This is a genomic window from Nostoc sp. PA-18-2419, assembly GCF_005869855.1.
In the GTDB taxonomy this organism is placed as follows: domain Bacteria; phylum Cyanobacteriota; class Cyanobacteriia; order Cyanobacteriales; family Nostocaceae; genus Nostoc.
On the sequence record NZ_SZNH01000002.1, the window covers coordinates 456,470 to 473,206 of the forward strand.

The 16,737-nt window shown below is 39.0% G+C and carries 12 protein-coding genes and 1 pseudogene; 8 read left to right on the top strand and 5 right to left on the bottom strand.

Annotated features, from left to right (window positions below):
- Window positions 1-53 precede the first annotated feature (53 nt).
- On the bottom strand, window positions 54-1,508 hold the full coding sequence (locus FCR06_RS03795) for an AAA-like domain-containing protein (protein ID WP_138497506.1): 1,455 nt from the start codon (window positions 1,506-1,508) through the stop codon (window positions 54-56).
- 620 nt (window positions 1,509-2,128) lie between these two features.
- Between FCR06_RS03795 and FCR06_RS03800 the strand changes: the two genes are divergently transcribed.
- From FCR06_RS03800 to FCR06_RS03815, 4 genes are all read left to right on the top strand, one after another.
- Window positions 2,129-2,839: a peptidoglycan-binding protein gene (locus tag FCR06_RS03800; protein WP_138497507.1), complete on the top strand. Its 711-nt coding sequence runs from the start codon at window positions 2,129-2,131 to the stop codon at window positions 2,837-2,839.
- Between the two features lie 61 nt (window positions 2,840-2,900).
- Window positions 2,901-3,692 carry an N-acetylmuramoyl-L-alanine amidase gene (locus tag FCR06_RS03805; RefSeq protein WP_138497508.1) on the top strand — a complete coding sequence of 264 codons (792 nt, stop codon included), beginning with the start codon at window positions 2,901-2,903 and terminating at the stop codon, window positions 3,690-3,692.
- A 297-nt stretch (window positions 3,693-3,989) separates the two neighbouring features.
- Window positions 3,990-4,829: a hypothetical protein gene (locus tag FCR06_RS03810; protein WP_223280027.1), complete on the top strand. Its 840-nt coding sequence runs from the start codon at window positions 3,990-3,992 to the stop codon at window positions 4,827-4,829.
- 14 nt (window positions 4,830-4,843) lie between these two features.
- The gene (locus FCR06_RS03815; RefSeq protein ID WP_138497510.1) at window positions 4,844-5,263 is read left to right on the top strand and encodes a hypothetical protein; all 420 of its coding nucleotides are present in this window, start codon (window positions 4,844-4,846) and stop codon (window positions 5,261-5,263) included.
- Window positions 5,264-5,637: 374 nt separating this feature from the next.
- On the opposite strand, the gene FCR06_RS32400 is transcribed toward FCR06_RS03815, so the two are convergent.
- Together FCR06_RS32400 and FCR06_RS03820 are read right to left on the bottom strand one after the other, a co-directional pair.
- The gene (locus FCR06_RS32400; RefSeq protein WP_189523315.1) at window positions 5,638-5,793 is read right to left on the bottom strand and encodes a hypothetical protein; all 156 of its coding nucleotides are present in this window, start codon (window positions 5,791-5,793) and stop codon (window positions 5,638-5,640) included.
- Window positions 5,794-6,061: 268 nt separating this feature from the next.
- A complete protein-coding gene (locus FCR06_RS03820) occupies window positions 6,062-8,185 on the bottom strand; it encodes an outer membrane protein assembly factor (RefSeq protein WP_138497511.1) in 2,124 nt (707 codons plus the stop codon).
- A 313-nt stretch (window positions 8,186-8,498) separates the two neighbouring features.
- Here FCR06_RS03820 and FCR06_RS03825 point away from each other — a divergent pair, with 313 nt between their 5' ends.
- Window positions 8,499-9,860, top strand: a complete 1,362-nt coding sequence (locus FCR06_RS03825) for a lipid-A-disaccharide synthase-related protein (protein WP_138497512.1) — start codon at window positions 8,499-8,501, stop codon at window positions 9,858-9,860.
- A 188-nt stretch (window positions 9,861-10,048) separates the two neighbouring features.
- On the opposite strand, the gene FCR06_RS03830 is transcribed toward FCR06_RS03825, so the two are convergent.
- A complete protein-coding gene (locus tag FCR06_RS03830; protein WP_138497513.1) occupies window positions 10,049-10,771 on the bottom strand; it encodes a response regulator transcription factor in 723 nt (240 codons plus the stop codon).
- 1,632 nt (window positions 10,772-12,403) lie between these two features.
- On the opposite strand from FCR06_RS03830, the gene FCR06_RS03835 reads away from it, so the two are divergent.
- Together FCR06_RS03835 and FCR06_RS03840 are read left to right on the top strand one after the other, a co-directional pair.
- Window positions 12,404-13,738, top strand: coding sequence for a hybrid sensor histidine kinase/response regulator (locus FCR06_RS03835; RefSeq protein ID WP_138497514.1), 1,335 nt, complete (start codon window positions 12,404-12,406; stop codon window positions 13,736-13,738).
- A 37-nt stretch (window positions 13,739-13,775) separates the two neighbouring features.
- Window positions 13,776-14,903 carry a hybrid sensor histidine kinase/response regulator gene (locus tag FCR06_RS03840; protein WP_138497515.1) on the top strand — a complete coding sequence of 376 codons (1,128 nt, stop codon included), beginning with the start codon at window positions 13,776-13,778 and terminating at the stop codon, window positions 14,901-14,903.
- A gap of 55 nt (window positions 14,904-14,958) precedes the next feature.
- On the opposite strand, the gene FCR06_RS03845 is transcribed toward FCR06_RS03840, so the two are convergent.
- Window positions 14,959-15,414, bottom strand: a complete 456-nt coding sequence (locus FCR06_RS03845; protein WP_138497516.1) for a response regulator — start codon at window positions 15,412-15,414, stop codon at window positions 14,959-14,961.
- 1,082 nt (window positions 15,415-16,496) lie between these two features.
- Here FCR06_RS03845 and FCR06_RS03850 point away from each other — a divergent pair.
- A pseudogene (locus FCR06_RS03850) lies at window positions 16,497-16,737 on the top strand (IS630 family transposase); the annotation flags it as partial.

Consider the following 16,737-nt stretch of genomic DNA (forward strand, 5'->3'; position numbering starts at 1 on the left):
AGGATTCTTATAGCAGTCCTGAATTATATCAAGTCTAGGTAGTTCACTTACCTCTAACTGTTGATTTGCGGCAAGCGATGGCAAAAAAACGGACGAAATAACTCACAGGCGAGACTTGCCTTGATACCATCCAGATGCACCAACCCCATCTTGTACAATTGGGAGCCTTGCTCAGCTTCACAATCTACAGGGCTTGATTGCCTGATGATTTCTGCAAACGATGGCAATAAATGGGGATAGCGTTGTAGGTTCCACCATTGCTGTTCTAGGTGGTTTGCATAGATGGCGGTGGCGATCGCAGAATTTTCTAACAGTTGCTCCAAGGTTATTGTCTGCTGCTGTAGGTAATAAAATGCTAACTGCAACCGATAGGGATGTCCTCCCAACAAAGCTATTAGGCGCTGAGTTTGTGGCGCGGTTATCTCCTGTTGGCAACGATTTGCTAGATCCTGCACCTGAGCAGAGGTAAACTCTGGTAACTCAATCACCAGCCCAGTATTTAAGAGAGAGGGAGCGATTGAGGCAGGTCTCAGGATTTCAGTAGAATGAACCGTTACCAGTCGGAGTTTGTACCAAGGATTAATGTCTGTGTCCCCATCTTTGGCTTGTTCCGACCAAGTTCGCAGAAGTTGGAGAAATTCCCGCGCAATGTCGGGGTAGGCAAAAAGCTGGTTGAGTTCATCAATCGCAATAACTAAGGGGCGGTTCTCCCTTGAAGACGTTGAGCGATTAAGGTTAACTAAGATAACATCCTCGAAGTAGTTGGTGGCGTTAGATTTGCTACCCAAGGAGTTATCCCAAAAATTGGCGGTAGGATTTGGTAAGTCTAAATGCTTGCTGACCCTAGCACAAAACCATTGTAGGAAGCGTTCTAGGTTCTGTAAAATCTCGTCGTTGGCAAGTTGTAAGCTTATGGAAACAGTGCGAGCGCCAAGAGTTTCAGAGTAAGCCAAGATGCGGTTCATTAGGGAGGTTTTGCCCATTTGTTTGGAAGCGCAGATGTTGAGCAGCGCACCAGGTTGCTGAATACCTTCGTAACAGAGGGATTCGATAATGGGACGGTCAATGTAGAAGACTGAATCTAAGGACATCTGCCCTCCCGGTGCAGTTGGGGTACAAAGTTGCACATTGTCTGGCGATCGTTCGATTTTGTGGGTTTGCCCTACATTGTTAGAACAATTGCATGTTTTAGTCGATGACATTGAGTCAATCTCTCCAAGATAGTGTTGATGAGCTTCCAGGTAGAGATAATCATCCTTTGACAAGGTCAAATTAAAAGCATTGAAGCAGCGCTCTAAGGTTCGCTTATCGACTCCCATCGATCCATTAAAGACTTTGCTGAGAGTATTGGGGGTTAAACCTGTTTTTTCACTCAGGTCTTCGAGAGTGTATCGCTTAAAGTTTTGCTCAATTTCTAGCTGAGCTTTTGCCTGATTGAGTTTCATTGAGCCTTGATTCGTCAGAGTCGCGCCTCGCCGTCGTAGATAATTTTTCGATTGGAATTGCATTTTTACTTATAAATAAAGTATAAAAATATGCTTATCCATCTGCTTACTAAATACAGATGAATACTGTTATTACTTATGCACTTTAGAAAGTTATGCAGTATGGTTACAAATCTTACAAATACAATTCCAAAAACTTGATTTTGAATGCGCCTGAGAGTTGGGATTTGCTCAGGAAGAGGTAAACAGAAAAATAATTCTTAACTTAGGGTTTTTTCCAAAATTAAAAACGACGTTAACAAATGCTTGTGAAGCACTTAAACTTTGGGTAAATGGAACCGAGAGTGGGAAATACTTTGGGGATTTGCTAGTTCTAAATCCGTAACTTTTTTCTTAAAATTGCAAACTTTACTGGTGTTAGTGGTAGAAATTCCGCAAGCTCGAATAATAATCTTACTTAACTAGCCTATTGCTAACCCACCTTACCTAAATTTTAGTGCGATCGCCTCTATTGTAGTAACTATCTAAATTGTCAAGCGCTCGCTGATAAAAAAACAATCTGTGCGATCGTGTTGAGGGTTAACACAACGACAAATTGTGAAACTTTTATCAGAAAGCAAATAACAACATAACACAAACTTCACTACTAGCCACAATATTTAATTATCTGGAGTATTTTCCATATGGCAACTGAACTCAAAACTTTTACTGGCTCTCAATTTATCGGTAAGCCTGTTTTAGCAGATATCGAATTTATTCCTCATCTTGAAAAAATTAATGACTTTGCAGCTACCAACGGACTAAAGATTTATATTACTAGTTCAGCTCGTCCCTGGGGTGTTCCTGTGGTTACACCAGTGGTTCCTCCTGCGAAGATGTCTAATCACTTAATTGGTCATGCTATTGATATGAATATCGATATAGGAGGGAAACTATTTACTAGTCATGAACTTGGAGATTTTAACTCACTACCTCCAGCAATTAAAGTATTTATTACGGATATTCGTAACCATCCTGTTTTACGTTGGGGGGGAGATTTTAGCCCTCCAGATACAGTACATATTGATGATGGCTTAAATTTTCATAATTCTAATATCTGGAAACAAAAATTTCCCATTATTCAATCAGACTTAACAGGACTAACTCAGCCTGGAATCAGAGCAGTAAATAGTCCTAGATTGCTTCTTTTAACTACTCCTTTGATGGAAGGAGATGATGTCAAGGCAGTTCAAGAAAAATTAATTGGCCAGGGTTTTAATTTGGGTATAACTGGTGCAGATGGTTTGTTTGGTCCAGCAACATCTAAAGCTGTTATGAAATTTCAAGAGCAGGAAGATTTACAACCAATTGATGGCATTGTTGGCGATAAAACTAGAGAAGCACTTGGACTTTAAAATTTCTGATTTATTTTAGTTTCAATTTACTCTAAAAAACTCTAATAAGGAGAACAAAGAAATGCCTTTTCTTGCCAAAGTTATTACAACCAAAGAATGGGGTGCAATATCTGCTGGACCCTTTGAGAAAACAGTTCCTAAATTTATAGTGATTCACAATACAGATAATCCAAATCCTCCTAATGATTTATCAAAAGGAACAGTACAAGGAGGTAAAGAATTAGCCCATAATATCCAAAAATTTCACATGGATGGCAACGGCTGGAGTGATTCTGGACATAATTTTATGAATACGACTGGAGGAATTCTTCTAGAAGGAAGACATGGAACACTTGATGCAGTCAAACAAGGAATGTGCGTTCGATCTGCCCATGCCAGACAAGACGGAAATCGACTTGCTGGTGGTAACCAATCCCCTGGAATTGAGAATGAAGGTAACTTCATGACTTTTCAAATGGGACAAAAGCAGTGGGATAGTTTAGTTGAATTATGTGTTTCTTTGTGTGAATCTTGCAATATTAATCCTAAGAATATTCGAGGACACCGAGAGTTTAGTAATACAGACTGTCCAGGCGATTGGTTATTTAGTCAATTACCTCGTTTACGACAAGAAGTTGCAAATAAATTAGGTACTAATCTTGATAAAAACGAACCATTACTTAAACTAGGTTCAATTAGTCAAGATGTAATTGAACTTCAACAAAAACTCATAGAGAAAGGTTTTTATCCTGGAGCAATAGATGGTGATTTTGGCGACAATACAAGACAAGCTGTTATTGCTTTTCAGCGTTCTGTTGGACTAATGGATGATGGTATTGTTGGCACTAATACTCGCAAAGCATTAGGCTTATAGGTTTAACTTAAATGACTTTCTCGAATTTCATGGGAAAGTGGGATAGCGAAGTGCTAATCAAGCAGACCGCCGATTTTGCGAACACTATATAGTTTACCTAAAGATATCGGGAGAGTCTTTGTGAATATGACATTTGCCTCAGTTATTCCTCAGATATCTGATTACTTTTCCCACACTGTCTGAGGCTACTTGATGAAAAATCCAGTTCAATTAAAAAGTTTCCTACTTTTATTGATAGTGAGTATCGCTCTAAGCGGTTGCAGTCCAGAGAGGAGGGCGATACTGCGACTGACAGCAATGAACTTTAAAACTCAGGCAAGTGATGCGATTGAAGCTGTCAAAAGTATCTATCAACTCAATCCTTTACCGCGCTCAACTGTTGAACGGCGGCAAAAACTGGTACAACAACTCTTAAGCGATCGCAGTATAGAGTTTGATGATATAGATCAAATATCACAGACAATTGAAAGCCGACTTCAGACAAATTCTCGATCAAGTCCTGTTAATAACGTTCTCAACGATCTCAAGCAAGAATATATCGTAGCAGGCGAGACTTTTAACAACATTGAAGAAGCAGGATTATTAGGCACTGAGGCGGGTGCGGTTACTAGAGCGGCTGAACCTTCTAGGCGGTTAACTATCAAAATGCTACTTCTAGCTGAACTGATTGCTCAAGATCCACCTTCACCGAGAAATCCAGATCGAGTTGCGATTCTTTTTCGGTTTGGCAAGCTTAGAGAGCAATTTCAGAATGCTATTTCTGAGGCAGAGAAAACACAAATCTTCAATCAGGCGGAGCAACTTTTAGATGAGTTACTCAGCATTAATGCACAAGAGAAAGAAATGATTTGCCAAGCTAGAGCTAAACTTTTGCTGACAGCCGATACAGGAACAAAGCTTTCTCAACTAATTGAAAAATATAACGATTTAAGCTTTAACGAAGTTGTTGCTAAAATCACCACCGTTTTCGGAATAGCTTCTCGCTTTGGGGCGGATATTACTGCTGTAAATGTTAGGACTCAAGAGATTCAAACAGCAATTCAGGCAGATCCTATTTTGAACGATATTTTAAACAAGCAAAGGCAGAATCTCCCACCTGCAACTTCTAATTCTCAACCTCTCGAATGTTCATCATAAAGAAGATGTTCAAGATGATTACTTCAATCAGTCTCAACAAAATTAAAGAACAGATAAAAGAGATTATTAATAGCATTGATTCGATAGCAAATCTCTCTCCAACTAAACCTATCGATATACAATTTTTTCAACAACCAGAAAAAAATCTAAAAAATATACTTTTTAGATTACAATTTGCACTATTGCAAGCAGAAGAAGAAGAGAATTGGGAACTAGTGGATATGCTCTATGAAGCTATTGAACAATGTCAAGATGCACTCAATGCACTGAGAGCGGCTATGTTCACACAAGTTTTCATCCGTCCAGATCATGACCAAATTATTGCCGATCTGCGAAACATTAAACAAGATATTGATACTGCAATTCAAACAGAGAAAGTATTGAATGTATTTATTAGCTTGGCTCGTCTAGTGATTAGATTTGCAGGAGCATGAGATTTATAGCACAAGTCGGAAGTGAAGTCGGCAAATAATACACCGCCGACGATTGGTATAACAGGGAAGCAATATTCGTCTATCTACGGGATGATTTAGTTTTTAGGATTCCCAAAGTAGGAAAAACCTCCCCAACGATCGCAACAGTTTTATCTTTTTCATAGGATAACGCGAGAGTCAAGCAATCTTGAAGTCGAAAACAGCCTTAAGCTGTCTTTCACATCCGTGATGTTAGGGAGGAATTACGACTTGACAGACTACTGGCTACAACCCTTAACAACTTAGGGACTAAAATTAAACCCTCTCCTGTGATTGAGGAGAGGGTGCTTGGAACTTCACGATCAAAAATTTAATTCTAATACTACAAATCTGCTCTAAAAAGCGCCAAGTAATGCACCTGTAGTAAATAGCAAAAACGTCAACGTTCCGATTAAGAGAATTGTGGAGTAGGGAGCGCGATTAATTTTGTCTAGATATTCATTTCTCTGACGGTCTTGTTCGGTTAAGGGTTTAAAAGTCATTTCTCTCATGATCTGATTGCCTCAGTTTAAGTGTGTTTCTGAAATAGAGTAACTCTATTTATTACCTGTTTTGAATTAAACTCTAGTTCTGAGGACAATTACGAGCGTATATAAAAACATCTAGAAAAGTTTAACTAGTTTAATTATCTGATACTAATTGATACAGTTCATTTTGGAAAATTTAATAGAGGCTTGACTAGGGCAAACGCTTCACGAGCGGGCTGACAGATTAATCAATAAACTGAATATTGCAGTAATGCCCTAAATGCCGAGCTTCTTAAAACCGCTGCCCTATGCCTAAATGTATTTTGCTTTCTCCCTGGTCATTAAAGCCATAGTCAGCCCGAATTAAACCCAAGGGTGAATTTACTCGCACTCCAGCCCCATAACCAAAACCAAAACCTGGTTTGTCGCGCACACCCGCCGGGTCTCCCAATACAGTATCACCAGAACCCAAGTCGGAACCGAAGTCAGCAAATAATACACCGCCGACGATTGGGATAACGGGGAAGCGATATTCCGCCGAAGCTAACACGTAACTGCGTCCACTGCCAACTTCTCCAGAATCGTAACCGCGCACCGAGTTAGAACCACCTAAGTTAAAGCTTTCGTAGGGCGGTAAATTCCCAATAACAGTACCAGCTTGAAAATTGACTGCAAACACTTGTGGCTGTTTGCTGTTAAATAACTGCACTGGTAAATATTGGCTGTAATTGGCTTTGAGGCGATTGAGGGAAATATTACCTTCACCAATTGGTACAGATTGCTCTGTACTCAGACTTAAAACGGAACCTTTCGTTGGATTGGTGGGATTATCTCGTTGGTCTTTGGTGGCGGTAAAAGATACGGTAGTTAGGTCATCTACACCTGTTCCACTAGCAGACAAAGGATTACCTTGAGCATCGGTTGGGGTAACATTACCTTGGCGATCGCGGATACTAATTCGAGTATAGTTGAATCCTAAAGAGGTACTCCAGTCGTCAATTGGTCGTTGGAAGCTGATACCGCCGCCAATATGACCTTCTTGGACTTTATCGCCGTTAGCTAACTTAATTTCATCATCAAAGGTTTCAGAAACTTCTCGATTCCGAAAAACATTCACAGTGTAACCCAAGCGATCGGGGTTAGTTGTGCGATAGGGATTAATATATTTAGTATTAAACTCTAAATCGCGGCTACTAACGCCAACATTCACTGCTAAATTATCATTAATACCGCGGACATTGCGGTCTTGATAGCTGATTGTCCCGATTAATCCTTGGTCAGCGTTGTAACTACCACCCAAGTTAACACCACGCGCCCCAGTTTCTTTGAGTTGATAGACAACATCTACTTTTGTCGCATCTCCTTCTAAAGCAACATTTACACTCTCAAATAATCCGGTGCTATATAGCTGTTGTATGTCTTGTTTAACTAGATTTTCTTGGAAGATTTGACCGGGTTTGAGTTTGAGTTGCTGTTGGAGAAAATCAGGTTTGGTGCGTCCTCCGACAAGATTACCTTTGCTATCAACGGTTTTACCATCGTCACCGACAAAGCGAAACTTGATATCACCCACCAAGCCTTCAGCAACATTTAAAGTTAGAATTCCTTGAGGACTGGGTTTAATTGATAGCACCCGTGCCAAGTTATAACCATTGTCAGCGTACCACTTGTTAATTTGTGTCACTGCTTGCTGGAGTCCAGCCGGACTGATAGCAGTGCCAATTTGAGATTGCAAACGTTGTTGGGCTACTTGGTAAGTAAGTATTTTCGCGCCAGATAATTGCAGCGATCGCACTATTACTGGTTGTACCCGATAAACTACATTTAATCCAGCAGACGTACTTTGGCTATTCACACTGACATTGCTAAATAAACCTGTATCCAAAATTGCTGCCACATCTTTTTCTAGCTGGCTTTGACTGGTTTCTCCACCCACTTTAGTTTTAATCACTTTGAGAATAATTTGCTGTAATTCCTGATTAGCTCCCACTATCTGTACATCTGTGGCTGTGACTACTAAATCGTTGTTAGTAGCAGGGGCTTGAGGAAAGGGAGATGTAGCTTTAGCCTCCCCCACGGTGGGAGAGGAAGGGATGAGGAAAGGTGTTACAGACGAGTTCCCCTTGTCTTTTTGGTTTTGCCCTGCCGTGGCTGTGGGCTTTAAAATTACTGGAGAATTTTTGTTTGCAGTTGTTGGTACTGAAACGGAATTTTGGGAAAATTCTTGTGCAACTATAGTTTCTGGGGAAGCAATTGTCTCTACCCGTGCGTGAGTTTCTGCAATTACTGGCACTACCAACTTATCAGCTTTTGGCGTTGGAGCAACCACTTTAGTAGGTGCAGCCGTTGCTTGCTGACTAACATTGCCAGCAGCTAAAGTAGCTAAAGTAAAAATTGCAGTAGTAGAAAATCGCATAATAATATTTAACCTAATAACTGAGAATTATCGGAAAGTAAGAAAATAGAAATAATACCTAAAAATCTAGTACTCACAAGGAGCCACTGTGGGAATAGTGGATTTACCCTATGAGCAAGTGGCACTTAAAAATCAGAATTTATCAAGAGTCTAATATGATTGGTACATTCATTGATTATTATGTTCTCCTGATTTTTTTACTATTCTGATTCCTGAATTCTGACAGAGAATACTAACTTCCAGCTTGGTTTGCCGAATTCTTTATTTATACTTCTTACCCAAATAGACAATTAATTTTGATGTTTTGTTTCTTATGAGTAATGTATCCCGGTTATCTCTAACTTCTAATTCCCAACCTGCAACTTCACTGCGGTTACTTGTATTAAGTAACGGACATGGGGAAGATATAATTGCAGTCCGGATCTTACAAGAACTCCAACGACAATCAAACCCACCAGAGATATTTGCTTTACCTTTGGTGGGTGAAGGACGTGCTTACCAACAATTGGGTATTCCCTTAATTGGTTCGGTACGTACTATGCCTTCTGGTGGCTTTATTTATATGGATGGACGCCAATTAGCGCGGGATGTGCGCGGTGGTTTATTGCAACTTACCCTCAGCCAGATAAAAGCTATTCGCCGCTGGGTAAGTTCTCAAAAAAAATTAGGTAACAACAGAGCAATTTTAGCTGTGGGAGATATAGTCCCGCTATTGTTTGCAACTTTGAGTGGTGTTAATTATGCTTTTGTTGCTACGGCAAAATCAGAATATCATGTGCGAGATGAAGTTGGATTGTTACTAAAAAAATCCGAAGGTGTGAGTTGGGAAAACTTTTCTGGTTCTGTGTATCATCCTTGGGAACGTTGGTTGATGAGTCGTCGCCGATGTCAGGCGGTGTTCCTCAGAGATGCTTTGACCACAGAAATATTAAAACAATGGTCAATTCCAGCTTATGATTTGGGGAATCCGATGATGGATGGTCTAGAACTAACATTTCCATCCCCACAATTTTATAGTCAAACTAGCCACCAGCAAGAGATAATTCGGCCTTTTGTGGTAACTCTTTTGCCTGGTTCGCGTCCGCCAGAAGCGTACAACAACTGGAAAACAATTATGATTGCCGTATCTGCATTGCTGACAAGTTTCCAACAGCGAAATTCGGTTTTCCACACTTCTGGCACAGTTGTGTTTTTAGGTGCGATCGCCCCCAGTCTAGACTGCAATATCTTATCTCAAAGTGTACAATCTCAAGGCTGGCGAACTGCATCAGAATTTCCGATCAAAATTTCCGATGCAAACATCTTGACGTTTAAACAAAAAAATGCGTACTTACTGTTAACACAACAAGCTTATAACGAGTGTTTGCAGTTGGGAGATTTGGCGATCGCAATGGCAGGTACAGCTACAGAACAGTTTATCGGTTTAGGCAAACCTGCGATCGCAATTCCTGGCAATGGTCCTCAATATACCCGTGGCTTTGCTGAAGCTCAAAGTCGCCTTTTAGGCTTGTCTTTAATCTTAGTTGAGCAGCCAACAGAAGTTCCCAGCATCATAGAGTCCTTATTCAAAGACCCTGATAATTTACAAATAATTAGCAAAAATAGTGTGCAGCGCATGGGAAAACCAGGTGCAGCACTACGTATTGCCAAATGTTTACAGGAACGACTGGGATGAAGAGGCATTAATCGTTAGGCAAATCTAAGAAATAAATTATCCAGTTTGAAGTTGAAGATTGTTGACTGTTGACTTATGAATAGTGGGATATTTTTTATTTATCTGTTTGTTAGTTATGAGCTATTTTTCCCCATCTCTTTGCACTCCCCACACCCTCCATTTCCTCACTCCTCACGGTCACCAGTTCCTCACGCTACCAAGCCAGAACGTAAAGCCCTAACAGCAGCTTGGGTACGGTCATCAGCACAAAGTTTATTTAGAATATTGCGAACATGAGTCTTGACAGTACCAACTGTAATGTAGAGTTTTTCAGCAATTTGCCCGTTGCTACACCCAGCAACAATCAACTCCAGAATTTCTAATTCTCGTTGAGTCAGGGGGTATGTTTCCAAAACTTGCTCGTATTCTGTGGCCAGCGCTTCAATTTTTACAGTCTTCGGCTTGTCAGAGGTTTGGCTTTCTCCAGGAATTCCTTGCCGCATCTTCCGCAATACCACATTAGCAATTGACGGATCGATCCAAGAGTTACCGCCATAAGTTGCTTGGATAGCCTCAGTTAATTTACTGATACTTGTTTCCTTCATGTAATAAGAATCTGCTCCTGCGGCAAAAGCTGCAAGTACAGCATCCTCTGTATGATCCATTGTTAGGATCAAAATCTTGGTTACTGATTGCCCAGTTTCAGCTTGGTAACGTCTGAATTTACGAGTCAGTTCAATCCCATCCATGTCAGGCAAGCCAATATCTACAACCGCTACATCTGGCTTTGCCGTTTCCAAAAGTTTTAATCCCTGAGTAGCGTTTGCAGCTTCGCCAATTACTTTTAATGCACTGTGAGACTGTAATGCAGCCCGTAGTCCCATTCGCGTTAAGTCATGATCTTCAATTAAAATAATGCTAATTTCACTCATCGCTACACTCACTCTTACACTGTTTGCCTTTAAAAGTATTACCTTTTGCAATTACTATCTTTGTCATCTTTTACGAGTCAGGATAGTTCAATAATTAGGAGACCATCTGAATGAATCAATATTTAAATTATATTAGATTCCCGATAAATTTAGATTTGCTAACGCTGGTTGCTTGTGCCAGACAAATCCTTTTAGCGTACTGCCTCCTCTGGTGAGTGCTGAATTCTTACCTAGGTTTTATTTTCCCAAACCAAAGATAGATGATCTTTCAATCACTCTGCATCCACCGATAGAAATAATCAATACCCTATTTTTTTGTATTTAGATAGAGTACAAATCTAGCTGAAGATATATGGTTAGTTGCACAAAAAGGATGAATTATTGATCCGAATGCTAAATTGTTCGCTTTTACTCAAAATTCAGCTTTCAGTTACTATGATTCCTCAGTTATTTGTTATTTTCTTCTATGAAAGCTGGAAAACAAGGTTAGGAAAACAGACAAAGTACAACAGATTGAAGGAATTGGAGAGTGAAAAGATGAGCCAGACAAGGGGAATGAACACAATAACTCCTAATTTCTAACTTTTCACTTTTGACTCAGCACGGGCTGAAGGCCGCCCTACCGCTAACGGTACTTCCAATGTCCACTTGACGAGAGTTGCACTAACACGTGTAAAGTCGTAATCTTCCCAAGCCTAAAAGTTTGCGATCGCCAGAAAAACATTAATAGACCTCTTGCAATGGTTAATAAAATTGTTCCAATTTCAGGAGGTAAGATTACTTAAAATTGACAAATTAAGTACATTTAATACTTTTTTATTTACCTTGTCTCTTGCATCTGATGAGTAATACTGCTCAAGCTTCTGGTACACAATAATGGTATGCAACTCTCACTAATGACTGACGACGCTCGTTAACTCACTCATTTACAATTGTCTTAAGCTTAATAAAGTATTTTATTTTACTTTACACCAACCTGTCTGCTGTCTTCAGTTCAATAGTTTTGAGTCTGTTAATAGGCTAATGGTTTTAGAGCCATTGGTGAGCGGCTAAAAGTTTAATCCCAATACCTGGTAAATTAACCAGATTCAGGATACAACAGACTAGACTCAATTTAAGAAACGCCTGAAACAGCAATCGACATACTACTAAAGGAGGAAAAACAAATTGATGTGATGAATGTCAAGGAGTCATTCATGAAAATTAATATTAAATAGCCGGTTCACCTTATAGGCGCTCGACTAAGGACATTTACAATGTTGCGCGGCAATCACAGTCAGCCTGCTAAGAATATGCCAAACTACCCTTGCTTTTCCTGGTTTAGACTCATAAATTAGTACCGACTATGAAGCAGTGGACTGCTGTAGTAAAAAAATTTATGCCAGCTTCCATTTAGAAGTTAGAGGTGATCGTCAGTCTAGTATGATTGTTATACTGATTCATCAAACTATTGTCCTGATTTTTGAAATACTGTAATTTGGAGATTTTTAATATATTAGATATTGTGCCAAATACCTTAGTTAATTAAGTTACAGATTTTAAATGTCAGAAAATCTTACATTTTTTAATAGGATAATCCCAAAAGATAAATGCCATATATCAACCTATGTTTTACGGCGAAAATAAAAACCGATGGAAGAAACGCTGAAAATTTTGGTTGTAGACGATGACGAAGTAGACCGGATGGCAGTACGTCGGGCTTTGACCAAAGCAGGTGTGCAAATGGATCTGTCTGAAGTAGAGGAAGGCGGTGATGCATTCTTTGCCTTAAGTACTACTACTTATGATTGTGTTTTCCTCGATTATCGCTTACCAGACCAGGATGGATTGACTCTCATCCAACAAATACGTTCTTCGGAAATCAAAGTTCCTTTAGTAGTTTTAACAGGTCAAGGAGATGAACGAATCGCTGTTGAATTAATGAAAGCTGGTGCTACAGACTATCTTTCTAAGTCTAGAATATCTTCAGAAGTTTTGGCACACGTTTTGCGAAATGCGATTCGCATTTATCGTGCTGAAATGCAGGTAGCTTTTGCAAACCAGCAACTTAGAGAAAGTCACGAACAGCTGATTTATAAAAATAAAGAACTGGAAAGACAACAGCAACATATTCAAGTGCAAAACTTCAAGTTATTGGAGGCATCGCGGTTAAAATCACATTTTCTAGCTACCATGTCTCACGAACTGAGAACGCCAATGAATGCAATTATTGGTTTTTCACAGATATTGCTGCGTCCTAAGTTCGGTCAATTAACGCACCAACAAGCAGATATGGTTGAGCGCATTTTAAATAATGGTAAGCATTTGCTGATGCTGCTCAATGAAGTTCTGGACTTTTCCAAGCTGGAGGCAGGACGATTAGACTTAAAACCAGAAATCTTTGATATATCAAAGGTAGTAGATGCAGCTGTAGAAGAAATGCATTCTGTAGGTGAGGCAAAAAATCTCTCATTGCTGCTGCAAACAGATTTACAAAATCCTTTGGGATTTAACGATCCCATGCGTGTGAAACAGATTTTAATTAACTTGCTCTCGAACGCAATTAAGTTTACCGAGTCTGGTGAAATTTGGGTTGAGGTAAAAGAACTACCTGCAAACAAAGTGGGAATTATTGTCAGAGATACAGGTATTGGGATAGCGCCGAGAGATTTCAAACAGATTTTTGAAGCATTTCGCCAAGTCGACCAAAGTATCACTCGTAAATATCCAGGGACAGGTCTGGGTTTGGCAATTGTAGATTCGCTGGTAAAAATGATGGGCGGTAAAATTTTTCTTGAGAGCCAATTGGGAGTTGGTTCAATGTTTAGAATTGAATTACCGCGTCAAGTAACATTATCAACTGTAGCAATCGAAGCAGGGAATTTGCACTTGGATAACGATCGCGTTTTTTATTCTGGTCAAAATTCACATCAATCATCTGCTTCAGTTGGGAAAGCATCAATAGTATCTCCTAAATTTAAATTATAAATATACTTCTAAAAAAACTGAGAAAAGTTGATAAATCATGTCTGTAGTTGAAAATTCTAAAATCGATCGCATTCTTGCTGTTGATGATACTCGAGATAATCTCATTTTGGTGCAAACAATTTTAGAAAGTGAGGGTTATGAAATTGATTTAGCTTCAGATGGGATAAAGGCTTTGCAGAAAATTGAACAATCACCACCAGATTTGATTTTGCTAGATGTAATGATGCCAGGGATGGATGGTTATGAGGTTACACGTCGTATTCGTAATAACCGTGCAATTAATAGTTATATCCCAATTCTGCTGATTACTGCCTTTCACGAATCCAGCGTTGTTGAAGGTTTGGATGCTGGTGCTGATGACTTTATTCGCAAACCATTTGATACGGATGAACTTTTGGCAAGAGTGCGATCGCTTTTACGTCTCAAGCACAGTCTTGACGAACAACAAAAAATGGCACGCCAACGAGAAGACTTTGTTTCCCGTCTGACTCATGATTTGCGAACACCGTTGGTAGCCGCGGATCGGATGTTGAATTTGTTTGAGATGGAAACATTCTGCAAAATTTCCCCGGAAATGAAAAAAGCGATCGCGGTGATGATTCGCAGTAACCAAAATTTGATGCTGATGGTGAATACTCTGTTAGAAGTTTATCGCTTTGAAGCAGGTAAAAAAACTTTGAATTGGGAGGTGTGCGATTTGCCAGAAATTGCTCAAGAAGTGGTAAGTGAAATCACACCTCTAACTAATGAAAAAGGCTTGAATTTAGAAATAGATGCCAGTCAATTAGACCCACAGCAGAAAAATCCTGGTATAATTATGGGTGATCGACTCGAACTCAGACGAGTTTTATACAACTTGATTGCGAATGCCATCAAATTTACTGATACAGGAGGCATAGTAATCCGCATTTGGGAAAAATCACTCAATTCTCAACATCAAGATTGGGTGACAATTGAGGTGGAAGACACAGGATATGGAATTGCGCCCGAAGACCAAACAACAATTTTCGAGCGATTTCGCCAAGGTAGAAACAAACGTTCAGGTAGCGGCTTAGGACTACATTTATCCCACCGAATTGTGGAAGCCCATATCGGAACTATCCAGGTCGTATCTGAAGTAGGTAAAGGCAGTTTATTCACCGTTCAACTACCTAAGAATATTTAATATTATTTATTTGCCTAATTGCTTGCAGAAAAATCAAAATCTTTCTGCTGAACTACTAATCTTGATAAACCTCAAAAGCTGAGTGAACAGCCAGTTTTGCTTCAAGTAACCGACGAATTACGGCCTCTAAATCTTCAATCATGTATGGTTTGCAAATGTAATCATTAAAACCCGCCTTGAGAATACGCTCTCGATCCTCCTTGCTAGCCAAAGCTGTGACTGCAACTACTGGAATTTCGCCTGTTAGAGGTTCTTGCTTCAAATGACGCACAACATCAATACCGCTTATACCTGGTAACAAAATATCCAACAATATCAAGTCTGGTTGATATTCTTTAGCCACCAGCACTGTTGCAGAACAATCTGTTTGACAAATAAATCTACAACCAATTGATTCTAAAGCGTAGCTAATTAGCAAAAGACTATCATCATGGTCTTCCACTACCAAAATTAGAGGCTGGTAAGAGTTTTGCTTTTTTTCATCACTCGTGAATGAATATGCCAAATACATCTCTTCTCCAGAAGATTTTATTAGAATTCATTGTCTTTCTTGAGAGATACAGACGAGCCTTACCAAAAACGATAAAATAGTTATCAATTAAGATTAGGTTTTGTTTTGCTTTTGGATAGCTGATAATCCTTGCCCATGCGAAAAACGCTGAGCAAAGAAAGTCTCAAGCTTATAGGTTTAGCAGACACTTTTCGATTATACGCAAAATTACAAAATATTTTCTCAATTGGTTCATAATTACTTTATATAGTATGGGTTTATAAAATTCAAATGATTATCTACAATAGTACTACTTCAACTTTTGGCTTTTACAACTAAAAATACCGTTGATTTAAGAATAAATACTAAAGGATGTTAAATTAATTACTATAGTTTAAGTACTGAATAGACTTTAATAGTTATCATTTATTGAGTTACATCACTTTGGTTTAACAGTTATCACATATCAAATTCATCAAGCACTTTTTGAAGTCCCCCACTATATCAGCGTCACTCATAAACTCAAAACTAATAACTTGAAGATGAATTATTGAGCTGAAAGCTAAATCCTTAGTATCCGCATTGATAGATGATCGCAGTTTGTTGATTTAAGTCTTTTACAAATAAAGTGAGATCCATTGATAGCAAAGCAACGCTTTGACTAGGTTTGCAGACTTAAAATTAATAGCAAATCACTAAGAGTAACGTGAGGGATAGCAAAGTATTAGTGAGGTCCAAGCATAAGAATATTGGTATTCTTTCGCTGTCCACTAGTCTACCATAATGCAGGTGCGGAAACTTGAATTTTAGATAATTTAAATTTTATTGAATATTGTAAATGACAATAATATTAAGTAGCTGAGTATAAATAAATTCTAGCTTTTTCTCATGATTCAAGTTTTTATATGCCGAACCAGCAATATAATAGCCCACTCATAACTAGAATTTGTTTCATAATTAATTATATCTATTTGCTCAACACAAAACAATTTGTAATCATCCTATCAGTGGCAATGGCGAAATTATATTTGAGAGATATTTATTATATACAGCAATTTCGAGGTAAATGAGGTACACATAGTATTGGTGCATCAAGACTTAAAATGAAAGCATACTCAATCGATTTACGAGAAAAAATAGTAAATACTTACGAAAAGGGTGGTACTTCAATAAGAAAGGTTGCCGTGCAATTTGGTGTAGMAAAAAGCTATGTGCAAAAGCTAATCCAACTTCATAGAGTGCAAGGACATCTAGAACCCAAAAAGCAAGGTGGAGCCATGAAGGGTAGGCTAGATGATTTCGTGAGCGAATTAGCCGAAATGGTTCAAATTTACCCAGACGCAA